This window comes from Janthinobacterium sp. GW821-FHT03C10 (assembly GCF_059420865.1).
In genome coordinates this window covers 445,610-465,100 of record NZ_JBWKUN010000005.1, presented here as the reverse complement: position 1 = coordinate 465,100, position 19,491 = coordinate 445,610, and the positions used below count along the sequence as shown (strand labels likewise).

14 protein-coding genes, 4 tRNA genes and 1 pseudogene are annotated in these 19,491 nt (G+C 58.1%); 4 read left to right on the top strand and 15 right to left on the bottom strand.

The features are described from left to right. Positions 1-48: 48 nt before the first annotated feature. A complete protein-coding gene (locus AC07VH_RS19190; protein WP_494787484.1) occupies positions 49-1,128 on the top strand; it encodes an SRPBCC family protein in 1,080 nt (359 codons plus the stop codon). After that, entirely contained in the window at positions 1,125-2,300 is a 1,176-nt protein-coding gene (locus AC07VH_RS19185) for a zinc-dependent alcohol dehydrogenase (RefSeq protein WP_494787485.1), read from the top strand. The genes AC07VH_RS19190 and AC07VH_RS19185 overlap by 4 nt, the downstream gene beginning before the upstream one ends. Before the next feature lie 27 nt (positions 2,301-2,327). Here the strand turns inward: AC07VH_RS19185 and AC07VH_RS19180 are convergent, their stop codons facing one another. Together AC07VH_RS19180 and AC07VH_RS19175 are read right to left on the bottom strand one after the other, a co-directional pair. Next, positions 2,328-3,167 (bottom strand): HDOD domain-containing protein, encoded by an 840-nt coding sequence (locus AC07VH_RS19180; protein ID WP_475413873.1) that lies wholly within the window; start codon positions 3,165-3,167, stop codon positions 2,328-2,330. Positions 3,168-3,246: 79 nt separating this feature from the next. Next, entirely contained in the window at positions 3,247-3,879 is a 633-nt protein-coding gene (locus AC07VH_RS19175; RefSeq protein ID WP_475413870.1) for an ArsR family transcriptional regulator, read from the bottom strand. Between the two features lie 188 nt (positions 3,880-4,067). On the opposite strand from AC07VH_RS19175, the gene AC07VH_RS19170 reads away from it, so the two are divergent. Beyond that, entirely contained in the window at positions 4,068-4,592 is a 525-nt protein-coding gene (locus tag AC07VH_RS19170) for a hypothetical protein (protein ID WP_494787486.1), read from the top strand. Between the two features lie 166 nt (positions 4,593-4,758). Beyond that, positions 4,759-4,872 (top strand): annotated as a pseudogene (locus AC07VH_RS19165) (IS5/IS1182 family transposase); the annotation flags it as partial. 425 nt (positions 4,873-5,297) lie between these two features. Here AC07VH_RS19165 and rpoC read toward each other — a convergent pair. From rpoC to AC07VH_RS19100, 13 genes are all read right to left on the bottom strand, one after another. Next, a complete protein-coding gene (gene rpoC, locus AC07VH_RS19160) occupies positions 5,298-9,539 on the bottom strand; it encodes a DNA-directed RNA polymerase subunit beta' (RefSeq protein WP_230542354.1) in 4,242 nt (1,413 codons plus the stop codon). A 109-nt stretch (positions 9,540-9,648) separates the two neighbouring features. After that, positions 9,649-13,755, bottom strand: a complete 4,107-nt coding sequence (gene rpoB / locus AC07VH_RS19155) for a DNA-directed RNA polymerase subunit beta (RefSeq protein ID WP_152282015.1) — start codon at positions 13,753-13,755, stop codon at positions 9,649-9,651. Between the two features lie 244 nt (positions 13,756-13,999). Further along, positions 14,000-14,371, bottom strand: coding sequence for a 50S ribosomal protein L7/L12 (gene rplL, locus AC07VH_RS19150; protein ID WP_070223390.1), 372 nt, complete (start codon positions 14,369-14,371; stop codon positions 14,000-14,002). A 67-nt stretch (positions 14,372-14,438) separates the two neighbouring features. Next, positions 14,439-14,978 carry a 50S ribosomal protein L10 gene (gene rplJ / locus AC07VH_RS19145; RefSeq protein WP_034753621.1) on the bottom strand — a complete coding sequence of 180 codons (540 nt, stop codon included), beginning with the start codon at positions 14,976-14,978 and terminating at the stop codon, positions 14,439-14,441. A 320-nt stretch (positions 14,979-15,298) separates the two neighbouring features. Next, complete coding sequence (gene rplA / locus AC07VH_RS19140) at positions 15,299-15,994, bottom strand: 50S ribosomal protein L1 (protein ID WP_034753134.1); 696 nt, start codon at positions 15,992-15,994, stop codon at positions 15,299-15,301. Further along, complete coding sequence (gene rplK / locus AC07VH_RS19135; RefSeq protein WP_034753131.1) at positions 15,994-16,428, bottom strand: 50S ribosomal protein L11; 435 nt, start codon at positions 16,426-16,428, stop codon at positions 15,994-15,996. The genes rplA and rplK overlap by 1 nt, the downstream gene beginning before the upstream one ends. Positions 16,429-16,542: 114 nt before the next feature. Further along, a complete protein-coding gene (gene nusG, locus AC07VH_RS19130) occupies positions 16,543-17,169 on the bottom strand; it encodes a transcription termination/antitermination protein NusG (RefSeq protein WP_076565135.1) in 627 nt (208 codons plus the stop codon). Continuing rightward, the gene (secE, locus tag AC07VH_RS19125) at positions 17,169-17,552 is read right to left on the bottom strand and encodes a preprotein translocase subunit SecE (RefSeq protein WP_010394308.1); all 384 of its coding nucleotides are present in this window, start codon (positions 17,550-17,552) and stop codon (positions 17,169-17,171) included. Before secE ends, nusG begins: the two co-directional genes overlap by 1 nt. Positions 17,553-17,584: 32 nt before the next feature. After that, a tRNA-Trp gene (locus tag AC07VH_RS19120) sits at positions 17,585-17,660 on the bottom strand. A 66-nt stretch (positions 17,661-17,726) separates the two neighbouring features. Beyond that, on the bottom strand, positions 17,727-18,917 hold the full coding sequence (gene tuf / locus AC07VH_RS19115) for an elongation factor Tu (protein WP_100428800.1): 1,191 nt from the start codon (positions 18,915-18,917) through the stop codon (positions 17,727-17,729). 88 nt (positions 18,918-19,005) lie between these two features. Then, positions 19,006-19,080: transfer RNA gene (locus AC07VH_RS19110), tRNA-Thr, on the bottom strand. A gap of 43 nt (positions 19,081-19,123) precedes the next feature. After that, positions 19,124-19,197: transfer RNA gene (locus AC07VH_RS19105), tRNA-Gly, on the bottom strand. Between the two features lie 62 nt (positions 19,198-19,259). Beyond that, positions 19,260-19,344, bottom strand: a tRNA-Tyr gene (locus AC07VH_RS19100). Positions 19,345-19,491: the final 147 nt, after the last annotated feature.

Below are 19,491 nucleotides of genomic sequence, written 5' to 3'. Positions count from 1 at the left end.
GCGTACCAGGCAATGCTGCCTAACTCCCAGACACGCAAGGGAGGCAGCATGCAAAGCGAAGACAGGAACGATGGTGCCATGGCTGGCCCGCCCGCCTGGCAAGCGTCAGCGGAGACGCCCTATCACGGGCATGACGCCATTCTTCACTACACCAGCACGCGCGGCCAGGCCGATGGCCGGCCGCAGCGGCACATTCCCGACGATACCGCGCACGGCCGCCATGCCATGATCAGAGCCCTTGGCTGGCTCAGCATCGGCCTGGGCCTGGCCCAGCTGCTGGCGCCGCGCGGCCTGGCGCGGGCCAGCGGCCTGCGCGGCGTCTCGTCTTTCTGGATACGCGCCATCGGCCTGCGCGAAATGGCGTGCGGCGTGGCCTTGCTGCGCGGCGACACCGCTCCAGCATGGCGCTGGTCGCGCATCGCCGGCGACGCCATGGACCTGTCGCTGCTGGGCGTGGCCATGGCCAGCCGGCGCCATGCGCGCGCGCGCCTGGCGGCGACGGCAGCCGTGGTGGCGGGCGTGACGGCCATCGACTATATCGCCAGTGCGCAACTGGCGCCGCGCAAGTTGAGCCAATTACCGGCGCCCGGCGAACAGGGGCTGGCGCTGCAAAAGAGCGTCATCGTCAACCGTTCCGCCGACGATTGCTACCGCGCCTGGCGCGACCTGCAAAACCTGCCCCGCTTCATGCCGGGCCTGAAGTCGGTGCAGCTGATCGATGCGCGCCGCTCGCGCTGGCACAGCGTCGCAGGCGAGTGGATAGGCGAACTGACGCGAGAGCGTCCGGGCCAGGGCATGCGCTGGCGCGCGGCGGAAAACCATGCGGAAACGGGGGCGCTGGAACTGTCGCCCGCACCCGGCGGGCGCGGCACCGTGGTCACCATGCAACTGCACATGCAGCCGCCAGCCGGCAAGGTGGGTGCGGCCGTGGCAGGCCTGTTCAGTCAGGCGCCCGCCTACCAGATCGAAACCACCTTGCGCCGCTTCAAGCAGTGGATGGAAACGGGCGAGGTCAGCACCACCGAGGGCCAGCCGTCGGGCAAGCGCAGCTTCAAGACGCGCTTGCTGCACAAGGCTGGCGGCACGGCCGCTGCCCCTCGGCCGCAAGCAAACGGAGGTGTGTCATGAAAGCCAATTGCTGGCACGGCAAGCGCGACGTGCGGATCGAACAAGTGCCCGATCCCGCCATCCTCAATCCCGGCGACGCCATCGTCAAGGTCAGTTCCACGGCCATCTGCGGCTCCGACCTACACCTCTACAATGGCGTCGTGCCCAGCATGGAACAAGGCGACATCCTCGGCCATGAATTCATGGGCGAGGTGGTGGAGGTGGGCTCCGCGGTGCGCAAGCGCAAGGTGGGAGAACGGGTGGTGGTGCCGTTTCCCATCGCCTGCGGACGCTGCTTCTTTTGCGAGCAACAGCTGTACTCGGTGTGCGAGAATTCCAATCCCAACGCCTACATGGCGGAAAAGATGTGGGGTCACTCGGGCGCAGGCATCTTTGGCTATTCCCACCTGACGGGCGGCTATGCGGGCGGCCAGGCGGAATACGTGCGCGTGCCGTTTGCCGACGTCGGCCCCATCCAGGTGCCGGACGAGCTCAAGGATGAACAGGTGCTGTTCCTCTCGGACATACTGCCGACCGGCTACATGGCGGCCGAAGCCTGCGCCATCGCGCCGGGCCAGGTAGTGGCCGTGTGGGGCTGTGGCCCCGTGGGACAGTTCGCCATCCAGAGCGCCTTCCTGCTCGGCGCCGAACGCGTCATCGCCATCGACCATTACCCGGAACGCCTGCGCATGGCACGCGAACTGTCCGGTGCGGAAACCTTGCATTTCGATGCGGTGGACGTGCCCGACGCCCTGCGGGAAATGACGGGAGGACGGGGTCCCGATGCCTGCATCGATGCCGTCGGCATGGAAGCGCACGGTTCCGGCGTCAGCTATATCTACGACCGCCTCAAGCAGACGATGAGACTGGAATCGGACCGCCCCACGGCCCTGCGCGAAGCACTGATGGCGTGCCGCAACGGCGGCGTCGTCTCGGTGCCGGGCGCGTATGGCGGCTTCAGCGACAAGATCCCGTTTGGCTCCATCATGAACCGTTCATTGACCATCAAGACGGGGCAAACACACGTGCAGCGCTACATGCAGCCGCTGCTGGAACGGATACAGCGGGGTGAACTCGATCCCGGCGCCATCATTTCTCACCACTTGAGCCTGGACGAAGCGCCGCACGGCTACGAGATCTTCCAGAAGAAACAGGAGCAATGCATCAAGGTCGTGCTGCATCCCGGCCCTTGAGCGGCGCCGGCAGGCAGCACCAGCAGCTCAGACGAGCAGCGCGGCACTCATCGAGCGCACTTCCTCGGCCGATTCGGCCAGGATGCTTTGCAGGGTCTCGTTGTCGATAATGAAATCGATGACGGAATCGGCGGGAGTGAGCATTTCCACGTACGTCACCTGCAAGGGCGACGGCACGGGCGACAGTTGCTTGGCCAACAACAAGGTGTCGAGCAGGGAGTCCGGCGGGATGGATAGCAAGCCATCGCGCAAGCCTTCGATGGCTTCGCTCACGGCCAGCGGGATCAGCAGCTTCTTCATGACTTCGCGAGAAATGATTTCTTCGGCGGACTCTATCCAGTGATCGGCATCGTCGTCAAGCAGGCCGGGGAATTCATCGGCACGCGACAACAAGTAAAAACCGCCCACTTCATGCACGATGCCGGCGAACAGCGCCGTGTCGGCATCGACGTGCGTCACGCGGCGGGCAAGGATGTGCGCCAGCGCCGCCACGTGCGCAGTGTGCTCCCACAGCTGGGTCGCCTTCTGGCGCAGGACGGGGTCGATGATCTTGCTGCCGAACTGGCGCACCACCATCGCCGCCACCAGCGCGTACAGATTGCGGTAACCCATGCGCATGACGGCCGCGCGCACGCTGGTTACGGGTGCCGCGTCGCCGCGGCTGTACACGGCCGAGTTGGCCAGCGCGACCGTGCGCGCCGCCAGCAGGGGCTCGGCCAGTACCAGTTTGATCGCATGGTCGATATGGCAGTCCGGTTCAGCCAAGGCCAATTGCAATTGCAGTGCGGAATTAACGCTGGTGGGAAACGTTAATTCTCCGCGCACCGCCTGGGAAACAATTAAACCAAACGCCTGTAATTTGTTCATCATACGATCTATCCGCCTCAGATATTATTCCAGCAAACAATTTCACTTTATAGCAGAAACTGCTTTCCAGTCCCGACCTTTAGAATACAGATGGCATGTCATTCGTCTGCATTGGGGAATCCGGCAATGCCAGGGCATGCAATAGCGATTCATCGCCGATAACAAACAACTTCGGCTGCTGTAATACCTGCAGCAGAAATGGCTGGCCCTCACGCAGGCGTCGGCGATAATCGGCCAGCGTATAGAGATTGGGATTGATTTTACGCCGTAAGGTTCGCTCGGCCGGGGCCAATCCCGTCAACAGATCGCCATAATTGGCTTCCTCTCCCACCAGCAACAAATCGATGGCGCTGCCAGGCAGGTCCTGTCCCTTCGCCGTGGCCCCCGACACGAATGCCAAGTGCAACTGGGCACGCAAGGGCGCCAGAGTCATGCTGAGCACGCCAACGATGCCGAAGGTTTTCTGCACCAGTCCGCTCAACTCCGGATACACGAGACTTTCCTTGTTGGGCCAGAAGCGCCGCACGTTGCCGATCCGCTCCGATGTGATCAGGCCGGACTCATGCAGCCGGCGCAATTCCCGCTGCGCCGACGCGCTGCCCAAGCCCGTCAAGCGCATGATCTCGTTCAAGTGAAAGCCCTCGTTCACGCGGACAAAGAGCAAACCCAGCAGTTTCTGCTGGGCGGGAGTAAACAGGGCTTGGGCAATCATGTGCCAAATCTTAGCATGAATGCACCGGAAATTGGCACGGCAAGCGTGCTTTGCGCTGCTACAACAGAGTGTGGCGGCGTGACGGCATCGTGCACCATCGCCATGGTTGCGCACTCCTGATCGATCGAAAAACCGGCGTGCCATCTCACACTCGCAGTTGTCGACGAACCTTTCTTTCAGGGGAGCGCTTGTATGTCATCAGCAGCGTGGCCGGGTTTGTCGCAGGACAACTCGATACGGCGGCCTTTGAACGCCTTCTATATCAAGACGCAGATACGGAGCGCCTGTTGTCCGCGCAGCCAGCGCCCAGGTATGCGCATGCGGGGCACACGCTGTATCACTATCTGATATCGCTCGACCTGCGCAATCCGGCAGACGTGCTGAACGCGCAGGGCGCCCTGGCTGAATTTGTGCACGCCGCCGGCATTCCGGTAGCGGTCTCGGAAAAGCCCACCCGGCTGCACGCGCTTTTGCTGGCGGCGCAGCCGAAGTGGCTGGATGTGGATCTGGCCTACGCAGCGGCACTGCTGGACCAGGCGCCACCGCATGCGAACAAAAGTGAACGGACGCAGTGGTTGCGGGCGCAATGGCGCAATTTGTTTCGCTATGCGAAGAAGCCTTCCCCGTTGGCTGCAAGCGCCGAACTGGTCCATCGAAGCGCACGGTCCGCTGATATTTCTGGGACAACTCACGGTGGATGGCTATTTTCATGACGAGGCCGCCGTCTATATATTTTACGATGCAAGCAAAAACGCGTGCCGATCGATACTGCAGACTTGCTGATGCCATGGCGTCCCTGGACGCTGCTTTCTGTTTGCGCGCTAAGACCGCAGCAAGAAACATAAAAAATACCATCAGGAGTTTCTCCCTGGTGCCGTTCTGGTCAGCTACCGGCGCCTGGTGCGCGACTACGAGCAGCGCATTGATGTTTCGGAAAATATGATTTACCTGGCCATGGGTTCGTTGCTGCTGCACCGACTAAATTTCCGCTAAGTTATTAAACCGTTTCTGAAGGCATACGCAATAACTTTTCTGATTACCTGGAATTTTCATCAATTAAATTATTGCAAATTCCCGGGGAAATAAAACGAATGACATCCATGCGATTGCAATTAATAGCAAATTGTACGCTGCTTGATAAAATTCAAAACGGCACCCGAAGGTGCCGTTTTTGTCAGCTGGCAGCGTAGATTACGCTTCGTCGCCGTGGTGTTGCTGGGTCTCGATGGCCAGCAGATCGTCGCTAGCGTCACCGGCCAGCGTGGCTTTATCGGCCAGCAGCGGGGCTTGACGCTCTGCCATTCCCACGCGGCCGTCTCCTTGCCTGTGCGGTGGAAGGCCGCAGTCAGGAACATCGCAGTGACGAGCATAAAAAAACGGCACCCGAAGGTGCCGTTTTTGTCAGCTGGCAGCGTAGATTACGCTTCGTCGCCGTGGTGTTGCTGGGTTTCGATATCCTGCAACGCTTCGGCAGCTTCGCCGGCCATCGAGGCTTTCTCGGCCAGCAGCAGCGCTTGACGCTCTTCCACTTCCCACGCTTCTTTCTCTTTGCGTGCGCGGTGGAAGGCCAGGCCCGTACCGCCAGGAATCAGGCGGCCGACGATGACGTTCTCTTTCAGGCCGCGCAGACCATCGCGCTTGCCCATGATCGCCGCTTCGGTCAGCACGCGGGTGGTTTCCTGGAACGATGCGGCCGAGATGAACGAATCGGTCGACAGCGATGCCTTGGTAATACCCAGCAAGACGTTCTCGTAGGTCGCAGGAATCTTGTTCTCCGACGTTACGCGATCGTTCTCGTCCAGCAGTTCCGAACGCTCTACCTGCTCGCCAACGATGTAGTTGGTGTCGCCGGCATTGACGATCTGCACACGGCGCAGCATCTGACGCACGATGACTTCGATGTGCTTGTCATTGATCTTCACGCCTTGCAGACGGTACACGTCCTGCACTTCGTCAACGATGTAGCGGGCCAGCGCTTCGATACCCAGCAGGCGCAGGATGTCTTGTGGATCGGCCGGGCCGTCCACGATCATCTCGCCCTTGTTCACGACTTGGCCGTCATGCACCAGCACTTGTTTGTCCTTGGTGATCAAGAACTCATGCTTGTTGCCGTCCATGTCCGTGATTTCCAGACGCTGCTTGCCCTTGGTTTCTTTACCGAACGCAACCGTACCCGTGACTTCCGCCAGCATACCGGCATCTTTCGGCGAGCGCGCTTCGAACAGTTCCGCAACGCGCGGCAGACCACCGGTAATATCGCGCGTTTTTTGCGATTCGGTCGGGATACGTGCCAGCACTTCACCCACCGATACCTGTTGACCGTCCTTGACCATGATCAGCGCGCCGACCTGGAAGCCGATCGCCACCGAGTGTTCGGTGCCGGCAATCTTGACTTCTTCGTTCGCGTCGTTGATCAGCTTGACTTGCGGACGCAGGGTCTTGGTCAGCGAGCCGCGACGTTTCGCATCGATCGCCACCAGGGTGGACAGACCGGTCACTTCGTCGACCTGACGGGCCACGGTGACGCCTTCTTCGACGTTCTCGAAACGCACTTGACCGGCGTATTCGGTAATGATCGGACGGGTCAGCGGATCCCACGTTGCCAGGGCCGTACCGGCCTTGATGACCATGCCGTCCTTGACGATCAGGGTCGCGCCGTACGGTACTTTATGACGCTCACGCTCACGGCCATGGTCGTCGGTGATCAGCACTTCGCCGGAACGGGAAATGACGATTTGCGCGCCCTTGCCGTTCGTCACGTAACGCATGGTTGCCGTGAAGCGGATGGTACCGTTCGACTTGGCTTCCACCGACGATGCCACTGCCGCACGCGATGCCGCACCACCGATGTGGAAGGTACGCATGGTCAGCTGGGTACCCGGCTCACCAATCGACTGCGCTGCCACCACACCGACGGCTTCGCCGGCGTTGACCAGCATGCCGCGGCCCAGGTCGCGGCCATAGCACTTGGCGCACAGGCCGAAGCGCGTGTCGCAAGTCAGTGGCGTGCGGACCTTGACTTCATCGATGGACAGACGCTCGATCTCTTCGACCATGTCTTCATCCATCAGGGTGCCGGCGTCATACAGGGTTTCCTGGGTTTCAGGATTGACGACGTCATGCACCACCACGCGGCCGAGGATACGGTCGCGCAACGGTTCGATGACTTCACCACCTTCAACCAGGGCCTTCATGACGGTACCGTTCATGGTGCCGCAATCGTCCTCGATCACCACCAGATCTTGCGTCACGTCGACCAGACGACGCGTCAGGTAACCGGAGTTCGCCGTTTTCAGCGCCGTATCGGCCAGACCTTTACGCGCACCGTGGGTCGAAATGAAGTACTGCAACACGTTCAGACCTTCGCGGAAGTTCGCGGTAATCGGCGTTTCGATAATCGAGCCATCCGGTTTCGCCATCAGACCACGCATACCGGCCAACTGGCGAATCTGGGCTGCGGAACCGCGCGCGCCGGAGTCGGCCATCATGTAAATGGCGTTGAACGATTCTTGCGTCGACTGGGTGCCGTCGCGGCGCACTACGTCTTCGACTTTCAGCTGGTCCATCATGGCCTTGCCGACTTCATCCGAGGTCTTGCCCCAGATATCGACGACCTTGTTGTAACGCTCGCCGGCGGTCACGAGACCCGAGGCGTATTGCTGTTCGATCTGCTTGACTTCCGATTCGGCCGTCGCGATCAGGGTGACTTTTTGAGGCGGTACCAGCATGTCGTCGACGCAGATCGAGATACCGGCGCGTGTCGCCAGGCGGAAACCCGATTGCATCAGTTTGTCTGCGAACACCACGGTGGCGCGCAGGCCGCACTTGCGGAACGACGTGTTGATCAGCTTGGAAATTTCTTTCTTTTTCAGCGCGCGGTTCAAGACGGAGAACGGCAGGCCTTTCGGCAGAATTTCCGACAGGATCGCACGGCCGATCGTCGTTTCGTAGCGCGTGACCGTTTTCTCGAATTCGCCCGTTTCGGCGTTTTTCGGGTATTCGGTAATACGCACGGTGACGCGGGTCGTCAGTTCGACTTCCTTGTTGTCGTAGGCGCGGATCACTTCCGACACGTCAGGGAACATCATCCCTTCGTTCTTCGCATTGATCGCTTCGCGGGTCGCGTAGTACAGACCCAGCACGATATCCTGCGACGGCACGATCGACGGTTCGCCGTTCGACGGGAACAGGATGTTGTTCGATGCCAGCATCAGCGTGCGTGCTTCCATCTGCGCTTCGATCGACAGAGGAACGTGGACCGCCATTTGGTCACCGTCAAAGTCGGCGTTGAATGCGGCGCAGACGAGCGGGTGCAGCTGGATGGCCTTGCCTTCAATCAGGACTGGCTCGAACGCCTGGATACCCAGACGGTGCAAGGTCGGTGCGCGGTTCAACATGATCGGATGTTCACGGATCACGTCTTCCAGGATGTCCCACACGACCGGCTCCTGGATCTCGACCAGCTTTTTCGCTGCCTTGATCGTGGTTGCCAGACCCATCAGTTCCAGTTTATTGAAAATGAATGGCTTGAACAGTTCCAGCGCCATCAGTTTCGGCAAGCCGCACTGATGCAGTTTCAATTGCGGGCCCACGACGATGACCGAACGACCGGAGTAATCGACGCGTTTGCCCAGCAAGTTTTGACGGAAACGGCCGCCCTTGCCCTTGATCATCTCGGCCAAGGACTTCAGCGGACGCTTGTTGGCGCCGGTCATCGCTTTGCCGCGACGGCCGTTGTCCAGCAGCGAATCGACCGCTTCCTGCAGCATGCGCTTTTCGTTGCGCGTGATGATCTCCGGAGCGCGCAGCTCCATCAGGCGTTTCAGACGGTTGTTACGGTTGATGACGCGGCGATACAGATCGTTCAGATCCGAGGTCGCGAAACGGCCACCGTCCAGCGGTACCAGCGGACGCAGTTCCGGCGGCAGCACCGGCAGCACTTCCATGATCATCCAGTCAGGCTTGATGCCCGAACGTTGGAACGCTTCCAGCACTTTCAGGCGCTTCGCGTATTTCTTGATCTTGGCTTCGGATTTCGATTCCTTCAGTTCCACGCGCAGGGTCTCGGCATCGCGGTGGATGTCGATCGAGCGCAGCAGTTCACGGATACCTTCGGCGCCCATGAAGGCGGTGAAGTCGTCGCCGTACTCTTCGTACTTGGCGGCGTAGTCGTCTTCCGACATGATCTGGCACTTCTTCAGCGGGGTCATGCCTGGATCGGTGACGACGTATGCTTCAAAGTACAGCACGCGTTCGATGTCCCGCAGGGTCATGTCCAGGACCATGCCCAGACGCGACGGCAAGGACTTCAGGAACCAGATGTGCGCGGTAGGCGAAGCCAGTTCGATGTGGCCCATGCGCTCGCGGCGCACCTTGGCCAAGGTGACTTCGACGCCGCACTTTTCGCAGATCACGCCGCGGTGTTTCAGGCGCTTGTACTTGCCGCACAGGCATTCGTAATCCTTGATCGGGCCAAAGATCTTGGCGCAGAACAGGCCATCGCGCTCAGGCTTGAAGGTACGGTAGTTGATGGTTTCCGGCTTCTTGACTTCGCCGTAGGACCACGAACGGATTTTCTCAGGCGAAGCGAGACCGATCTTGATTGCATCGAAGGTCTCGTTGGTCTGTACTTGCTTGAATAGATCGAGCAGTGCTTTCATGTATCACTCCAGAGGTGATTAAATTTCTATATTCCTGAGACTACATTGCCCGGCGTGGTTTCCCAGCCGGGCTTTGTGTTTCCCAAACCAAATGACAGGGTGCTGTCGTTTAGTTGCGTTCGAGGTCGATATCGATACCGAGCGAACGGATTTCCTTGACCAGCACGTTGAACGATTCCGGCATGCCGGCGTCGATCACGTGGTCGCCCTTGACGAGGTTCTCGTACACTTTGGTACGGCCATTCACGTCATCGGACTTGACGGTCAACATCTCTTGCAAGACATACGACGCGCCATACGCTTCCAGTGCCCAGACTTCCATCTCACCGAAACGCTGACCACCGAACTGGGCTTTACCGCCCAGTGGCTGTTGCGTCACCAGCGAGTAAGGACCGGTCGAACGCGCATGCATCTTGTCATCGACCAAGTGATGCAGTTTCAGCATGTGCATGACGCCGACAGTAACCTTGCGCTCGAACGCTTCACCGGTGCGACCGTCATACATGGTCACCTGGTTTTTCGATGCGGTCATGCCCAGGTTCTTGGCGATGTCGTCCGGATACGCCAGGTCCAGCATGCGGCGGATCTCTTCTTCATTCGCGCCGTCGAACACTGGCGTAGCGAACGGAACACCTTTTTTCAGGTTTTCCGCCAGCTTCATGATCTCTTCGTCGTCGAAGTCGTTCAGCTCTTCCGCGCGGCCGTTGTCGTTGTAGATCGTCGTCAGGTACTTGCGCACTTGCTCGACCTTGGTTTGCGCCTTCAGCATTTCGCCGATGCGGATACCCAGACCCTTGGCAGCCCAGCCCAAGTGCGTCTCGAGAATCTGACCAACGTTCATCCGCGAAGGAACGCCCAGCGGGTTCAGCACAACGTCGGCTGGCGTGCCGTCGGCCATGTATGGCATGTCTTCCACAGGAACAATACGGGAAACCACACCCTTGTTACCGTGGCGACCTGCCATCTTGTCGCCCGACTGCAGGCGGCGTTTCACGGCCAGGTAGACCTTGACCATTTTTTGCACGCCTGGTTGCAGCTCATCGCCTTGCGTCAGTTTCTTGCGCTTCTCTTCGAAGGCCAGATCGAACTGGTGACGCTTCTCGTTGATCGATTCCTTGATCGCTTCCAGCGCTACCGCCGCATCGTCGTCCGCAGGGCGGATGTCGAACCAGTGGTATTTGTCCAGATCGGCCAGGTATTCCTTGGTGATCTTGGCGCCTTTGGCCAGCTTTTTCGGGCCGCCGTTGACGACTTTGCCGATCAGCATTTTTTCCAGACGCTGGAAGGCATCGCCTTCCACGATACGCATCTGGTCGTTCAAGTCCAGACGGAAGCGTTTCAGTTCGTCATCGATAATTTGCTGGGCACGCTTGTCGCGTACGATGCCTTCACGGGTGAAGACTTGCACGTCGATCACGGTACCGATCATGCCCGAAGGCACGCGCAGCGAGGTGTCTTTCACGTCCGACGCTTTTTCGCCGAAGATCGCGCGCAGCAGCTTCTCTTCCGGGGTCAGCTGGGTTTCGCCTTTTGGCGTCACTTTACCGACCAGGGTGTCGCCTGCCTGCACTTCCGCGCCGATGTAGACGATACCGGACTCATCCAGACGTGCCAGCTGATTTTCAGCCAGGTTCGAGATGTCGCGCGTAATTTCTTCCGCGCCCAGTTTCGTGTCACGGGCCACCACCGACAACTCTTCGATGTGAATCGAGGTGTAGCGGTCGTCCTTGACGACGTTTTCCGAGATCAGGATCGAATCTTCGAAGTTCAGACCATTCCATGGCATGAAGGCCACGGTCATGTTCTGGCCCAGCGCCAATTCACCCAGGTCGGTCGATGCGCCGTCGGCGATCACGTCGCGCTTGGCGACGCGGTCGCCCACTTGCACGATAGGACGCTGGTTGATGTTGGTGTTCTGGTTCGAACGGGTGTACTTGATCAGGTTGTAGATGTCGACGCCCACTTCACCAGCTTGCGCTTCGTCATCGTTGACGCGAATCACGACACGGCCCGCATCGATGTAATCGACGATACCGCCACGCAGGGCTTGCACGGTGGTGCCCGAGTCGACCGCAACGGTGCGTTCGATACCGGTACCGACCAGCGCTTTTTCCGGACGCAAGCAAGGCACGGCCTGGCGTTGCATGTTGGCGCCCATCAATGCACGGTTCGCATCATCGTGTTCGAGGAACGGAATCAGCGAGGCAGCGACGGAAACGATCTGGCCCGGCGCCACGTCCATGTACTGGATGCGCTCTGGGGATACCAGGATGGTTTCGCCGGCTTCACGGGCCGAGACCAGTTCATCGGACAGCATGCCTTCGTCGTTGATGGTCGCATTCGCCTGGGCGATGATGTAGCGGCCTTCTTCGATGGCGGACAGGTAGTCGATCTGATCGGTAATCTTGGAGCCTTCGACCTTGCGGTACGGGGTTTCCAGGAAGCCGTATTCATTCAGGCGGGCGTACAGAGCCAGCGAGTTGATCAGACCAATGTTCGGACCTTCCGGTGTCTCGATCGGGCAGACGCGGCCGTAGTGGGTCGGATGCACGTCGCGCACTTCAAAGCCGGCGCGTTCGCGTGTCAGACCGCCGGGTCCCAGAGCCGATACGCGGCGCTTGTGGGTAATTTCCGACAGAGGATTGGTTTGGTCCATGAACTGCGACAGCTGGGACGAACCGAAGAACTCGCGAATCGCGGCCGAAATCGGCTTCGAGTTGATCAGGTCGTGCGGCATCAGGTTGTCCGCTTCGGCTTGGCCGAGGCGTTCCTTGACGGCGCGCTCAACACGCACCAGGCCGGCGCGGAATTGATTCTCGGCCAGTTCGCCCACGCAACGTACGCGACGGTTACCCAGGTGATCGATATCGTCGACTTCGCCGCGGCCATTGCGCAGTTCCACCAGGATCTTGATCACGGCCAGCACGTCTTCGTTCGACAGGGTCATGGCGCCCGTCAGTTCATCGCGGCCAATGCGGCGGTTGAACTTCATGCGGCCCACGGCCGACAGGTCGTAGCGGTCCGAGTTGTAGAACAGGCCATTGAACAGCGCTTCAACGGAGTCTTCCGTTGGAGGTTCGCCTGGACGCATCATGCGGTAGATCGCCACTTTCGCAGCCATCTGGTCGGCGGTGTCGTCGATACGCAGGGTTTGCGAGATGTAGGCGCCCTGATCCAGGTCGTTGGTGTACAACGTTTGGATTTCGGAGATGTTGGCATCGCGCAGGCGGCCCAGCAGGTCTTCCGTCAGCTCATCGTTCGCGGAAGCGACGACTTCGCCGGTGTCGCCATCGACGATATTCTTCGCCAATACGCGGCCCAGCAGGTAGTCTTCCGGTACGGAAATGTGCTTGATGCCGGCAGCTTCGATATCACGCACGTGTTTCGCGTTGATACGCTTGTCTTTCAGCACCAGGGTCTTGCCCGACTTGTCGACGATGTCGAAACGCGCCACTTCGCCGCGCAGACGCTCGGAGACGAATTCCATTTCCGCGCCTTCGGAGCGCAGGTTGAAATTGTCGAAGACAAAGAAATTGGCCAGGATTTGCTCGTGCGACATGCCGATGGCTTTGAGCAAAATCGTCACTGGCATCTTGCGGCGGCGGTCGACGCGGAAGAACAGGATGTCTTTCGGGTCGAACTCGAAGTCCAGCCACGAACCGCGGTAAGGAATGATACGCGCGGAGAACAGCAGCTTGCCGGACGAGTGAGTCTTGCCGCGGTCGTGCTCGAAGAACACGCCAGGCGAACGGTGCAACTGGGAAACGATAACCCGCTCCGTGCCGTTGATCACGAACGAACCAGTGGTCGTCATGAGCGGCAATTCGCCCATGTAGACTTCCTGTTCCTTCATCTCTTTGACGACGGGCTTGGTTGGCGATTCCTTGTCCAGGATCACCAGGCGCACTTTCGCGCGCAGCGGCGACGCGAACGTCAGGCCACGTTGTTGACATTCTTTGACGTCAAAGGCAGGATCGCCCAGAACGTACGACAAGAATTCGAGACGCGCAAAACCATTGTGCGACACGATAGGGAAAATCGAGGTGAAAGCCGACTGCAGGCCATCATTCTTGCGGCCGGACGGTGCTATGTCCTCTTGCAAGAAGCTATGATAAGACTCGAGCTGGGTCGCCAGCAGGAACGGAACGTGGTGAACGTTGGCGCGCTTCGCGAATGATTTGCGAATGCGTTTCTTCTCAGTAAATGAGTAGTGCATGGACACTCCGTGAGTGACAGAAAGGATAGAAAATTCAGGTTTTGCAAGTGTTCGTTTGCACCGCTGCGTGTGACACAGACGAAACCTCAAGGCTCTGCTTTCCGGCTTGAATCGAATAAAAACTGCTGCTACAACTACATGACAAATACGATGCAGACGACAAAGGAGCCAAAGTCGGATTTCCCCCCTTGCGAGGGGAAACCTCAGACTTTGACTCGGGCGCTAACTGACGCCAGTACAGATATTACTTCATCGAAGCGGTTGCGCCGGCTTCAACCAGTTTCTTCACTGCAGCTTCAGCGTCAGCTTTCGACACTGCTTCTTTCACAGTTTTTGGTGCGCCATCGACCAGGTCTTTAGCTTCTTTCAAGCCCAGGCCGGTGATTTCGCGAACTGCTTTAATGACGCCAACTTTGTTTGCGCCGAAGGTGTCCAGAACAACGTTGAACTCGGTTTGCTCTTCAGCAGCTGCTGCTGGGCCTGCTGCAGGACCGGCCGAAGCCATCGCTGCTGCGGACACGCCGAATTTTTCTTCGAATGCTTTAACCAGGTCGTTCAGGTCCATTACGGACATGGCGCTAACTGCTTCCAGGATATCGTCTTTGCTAATTGCCATTTTGAAACTCCTAAATTTATTACGTTAGTTACATCAGATTGGTACTGAGAGAAAAAAGCGCGCGCAATTAAGCGGCTGCTGGGGCTTCTTCTGCTGCTGCTTCTGCAGGAGCTTCGGCGCCTTCGCCTTTTTTCGCTGCCAGGGCAGCCAGACCACGTGCAAAGCCCGAAACCGGAGCCAGCATAACGCCCAACAACTGCGAAATGAGGACTTCACGGCTAGGAATGCTCGCCAACGCGGTGACAGCAGCTGTATCCAGCGGCTTGCCTGCGTAGTTACCTGCTTTGATGACCAGTTTGTCGTTGGTTTTAGCGAAGTCAGCGATGACTTTAGCTGCTGCAACGGCATCGGCCGAGATCGAGTAGATCAACGGGCCGGTCATGGCATCTGCCAGGCTGGCGAATGCGGTACCTTCAACGGAGCGACGAGCCAGAGTGTTTTTCAACACACGCAGGTACACGCCTTGGGCACGCGCTTTAGCACGCAGTTGCGTCAAGTGACCAACCTGGATGCCACGATATTCGGCCACGACGATCGTTTGCGCATTTGCTACTTGTGCGGAAACTTCGGCGACGACGGCCTTTTTGTCATTCAGATTGAGACTCACGGTCAACCTCCTTAAATGATGTTCGGCAATCACAACCGAGTGGTTGAGCGCCTTGCATCGGTTCGAACACGGCGTCCGAAGTCAAGAAGTACTAAACTGAGCGGATGGATTCACGCAGCATGAGGACTACAAAACTTGTTCGGGTACACCATCTGCGTTGGGCACTTGCCGTTGCCGGCAAGCCTATTAACCTTCTGCATGTGTGATCGCAGTCGGCCCAACGGTCTTTGATTGTCTGCCTGCCTGGTGCGGACACCGGGCAGACAGCCCAAAGATGCGCCCGCAGCGCCCGAAGGCGCTACAGGACTTGATTCTGTTACTTAAGCTGCCAGGCTAGCCTGGTCAACACGGACGCCAGCGCCCATGGTCGACGACAGCGAAACTTTGCGCAGGTACACGCCTTTGCTCGATGCTGGCTTGGCTTTGTTCAGTGCGTCGATCAGTGCGACCAGATTCGATTTCAGATCTGCGTCAGCGAACGATTTACGGCCGATGGTAGCGTGGATGATACCGGACTTGTCGGTACGGTACTGAACTTGACCGGCTTTCGCGTTTTTCACGGCGGTAGCGACGTCAGGAGTAACAGTGCCGACTTTCGGGTTAGGCATCATGCCGCGTGGGCCCAGGATCTGACCCAGGGTACCAACGATACGCATGGTATCTGGCGAAGCGATAACGATATCGAAAGGCATGTCGCCGGCTTTGATCTGCTCAGCCAGGTCTTCCATACCGACGATGTCGGCGCCAGCTGCCTTGGCAGCTTCCGCTTTTTCGCCCGACGCGAATACTGCCACGCGTACGGTTTTGCCGGTGCCAGCTGGCAGCACGACGGAGCCGCGCACCACTTGGTCGGATTTCTTAGGATCAACGCCCAGTTGTACCGATACGTCGATCGATTCATTGAACTTGGCCGTTGCGCACTCTTTGATCAGAGCGACAGCGTTGTCGAAGGCGTACACTTTGGTACGGTCGACTTTGGCTTTCAAAGCCTTGATACGTTTGGATAACTTAGCCATTATACAACACCTTCCACCGTGATACCGATCGAACGAGCGGAACCAGCGATGGTGCGTACAGCAGCATCCATGTCGGCAGCGGTCAGATCAGGGGTTTTCAATTTAGCGATTTCTTCAGCTTGTGCGCGGGTCAGCGTACCGACTTTGTCGGTATGTGGCTTCGGCGAACCTTTGGTGATCGCAGCAGCTTTTTTGATCAGGTAGGTTGCTGGAGGCGTCTTCATCACGAACGTGAAGGACTTGTCCGCAAACGCGGTGATCACGACTGGAATCGGCATGCCTGGCTCCAGACCTTGGGTCTGTGCATTGAAGGCCTTGCAGAATTCCATGATGTTCAGACCACGTTGACCCAGAGCTGGACCGATTGGTGGGGATGGGTTTGCTTTACCAGCTGGCACTTGCAGCTTGATAAAACCAATGATTTTCTTTGCCATGATGGCTCCTATCTTGGATTGAGTAGTAGCGCCCCGCCGATCCTACCCTGGCGGGGCTCCTCTGACCGGATTTCGCTGAGACCGCTGCGGCGCTCCTGGTGGCGCTGATACAACTTAAACTTTTTCGACCTGGCCGAATTCGAGCTCTACCGGGGTAGCGCGGCCGAAGATGGTGACCGAGACACGCACTTTGGATTTCTCGTAGTTGACTTCTTCGACATTGCCGTTGAAGTCCGTGAACGGACCATCCTTGATGCGCACTTGCTCGCCCACCTCGTACAAGGTTTTGGGACGGGGCTTTTCAACACCTTCCTGCATCTGGCGCATGATGGCATCGATTTCGCGCGCGGAGATCGGCGTCGGCTTGTTCGACTTGCCACCGATGAAACCGGTAACCTTGCTGGTGTTCTTGACCAAGTGCCAGCTCTCGTCCGTCATTTCCATTTCAACCAGCACATAGCCAGGATAGAAACGACGTTCGGTGACGGATTTCACGCCATTCTTGACTTCGACGACTTCTTCGATCGGCACCAGGATCTGGCCGAACTGGTCTTGCATGCCCGCGCGCTCGATGCGCTCGGTCAGTGCGCGCATGACGCTTTTTTCCATGCCGGAATAAGCATGCACGACATACCAGCGCTTGCTGCTCACTGGCACGCTCAGCGCTGCACCAGTGTCCGCTACCGGAGCATCGCCCGGAACGGACTCGTCCGCCGCTTCATCATGCACATTTTCGCTCATTATTTTTTCCAACCCAGAATTACGTCATACAACAAAAACTCGAGCAATTTATCCGTGCCCCACAGGAAAATCGCCATGACCAGCACAAAGGCAAACACGATCGCAGTAATCTGCGTGGCTTCTTTGCGGGTAGGCCATACGACTTTCTTGGTTTCGCGCACAGCTTCTTTGGCGAAATTGAGAAATTCACGGCCGGTCGTCGAGACATACAAGAGCGCAACAGCAATAACCAAACCAGCCACAAGCGCGCTTGCACGCACCAGAGCTGGTTGGCCTGCCAGGTAATAAAACCCGACTACTCCTGCAATCGCAGCTACTATTGCCAGCGCGACTTTTATCTTGTCACTCGACGTGCTAACGGTTTGCACGGATTGATTTGACATTTTTCTACTTTCGGTGCCCTGCACCTTGACGGTGGCAGGGACGGAGGGCATCGAACCCCCAACCTTCGGTTTTGGAGACCGACGCTCTGCCAATTGAGCTACGTCCCTACGTAAAACTTTCGAGGAGTGCTATTCTACCACCCAGGACGCCCCGGGTGGAAGCATAACATTTCCTTATGCGAGGATTTTTGCAACCACGCCGGCGCCGACGGTACGACCGCCTTCGCGGATAGCGAAGCGCAGACCTTCTTCCATCGCGATCGGGTTGATCAGCTTGACGGTGATCGACACGTTATCGCCTGGCATGACCATTTCTTTGTCTGCTGGCAACTCGATCGAACCGGTCACGTCCGTCGTGCGGAAGTAGAACTGTGGACGATAGTTGTTGAAGAATGGCGTATGACGGCCGCCTTCGTCTTTCGACAGAACATAGATCTCGCCGGTGAAGTGGGCGTGCGGCTTGATCGAGCCTGGCTTGGCCAGTACTTGACCACGTTGCACGTCTTCACGCTTGGTGCCGCGCAGCAGCAGACCAACGTTGTCGCCTGCTTGACCTTGGTCCAGCAGCTTGCGGAACATTTCCACGCCGGTGCAAGTCGTCTTGACGGTATCGGTGATACCGACGATTTCGATCTCTTCGCCGACCTTGATGATGCCGCGCTCGATACGACCGGTCACCACGGTACCGCGGCCCGAGATCGAGAACACGTCTTCCACTGGCATCAGGAAGGCGCCATCAACAGCGCGCTCTGGCGTTGGGATGTAGGCATCCAGCGCATCGGCCAGACGCAGCACTGCGTCCACGCCCATCTCGCCTTCTTTGCCTTCCAGCGCCATACGTGCCGAACCTTTGATGATAGGCAGGTCGTCGCCTGGGAATTCGTACTTCGACAACAGCTCGCGCACTTCCATTTCAACCAGTTCCAGCAGCTCTGCGTCGTCGACCAGGTCGCACTTGTTCAGGAACACGATGATGTATGGAACGCCAACTTGACGGGCCAGCAGGATGTGTTCGCGGGTCTGTGGCATTGGGCCGTCAGCTGCGGAGCACACCAGGATCGCGCCGTCCATCTGGGCAGCACCGGTAATCATGTTCTTGATGTAGTCGGCGTGGCCTGGGCAGTCAACGTGCGCGTAGTGACGCGTTTCCGTTTCGTACTCGACGTGGGCGGTGTTGATCGTGATACCGCGCGCTTTTTCTTCTGGAGCCGCATCGATCTGGTCGTATGCTTTGGCTTCGCCGCCGAATTTCTTCGACAGAACCGTTGCGATTGCAGCGGTCAGCGTGGTTTTACCGTGGTCGACGTGGCCGATGGTGCCGACGTTGACGTGCGGCTTGGTCCGTTCGAATTTACCTTTTGCCATTTTGAACTCCTAATGATTTGATTAGATTGCTCAGGCACACGCCCGACGGTCTGGTTTGAATTGCTTCTGTGCTGCCTGCTGCGAATTCTGGTGCCCTTGACGTGGATCGAACACGTGGCCTCTCCCTTACCAAGGGAGTGCTCTACCACTGAGCTACAAGGGCTGTAATTTGTTGCATGCGATGCATCAAGCATCTGAACGGAAACTGGAGCGGGTGAAGGGAATCGAACCCTCGTCGTAAGCTTGGAAGGCTTCTGCTCTACCATTGAGCTACACCCGCGAGGTATCGTTCACATTATCTTCACTTACTTTTGCTACTACCCAGTTTTCCTTGCAAAAACTTGGTGGAGGGGGCTGGATTCGAACCAGCGTACTCATAGAGAACAGATTTACAGTCTGTCGCCTTTAACCACTCGGCCACCCCTCCGCGGGAACCGCAGAGTATGAAGCATCTACTCACAACTGTCAACCTTATTTACCGATGCCTGACTGCTGCATTTGCGTATAAAGAAGAAGTTGGCTGCTTCGGGGCGTGATTATAAGCTCCCGATTTGAGAAAGTGCAAGGGTTGGCG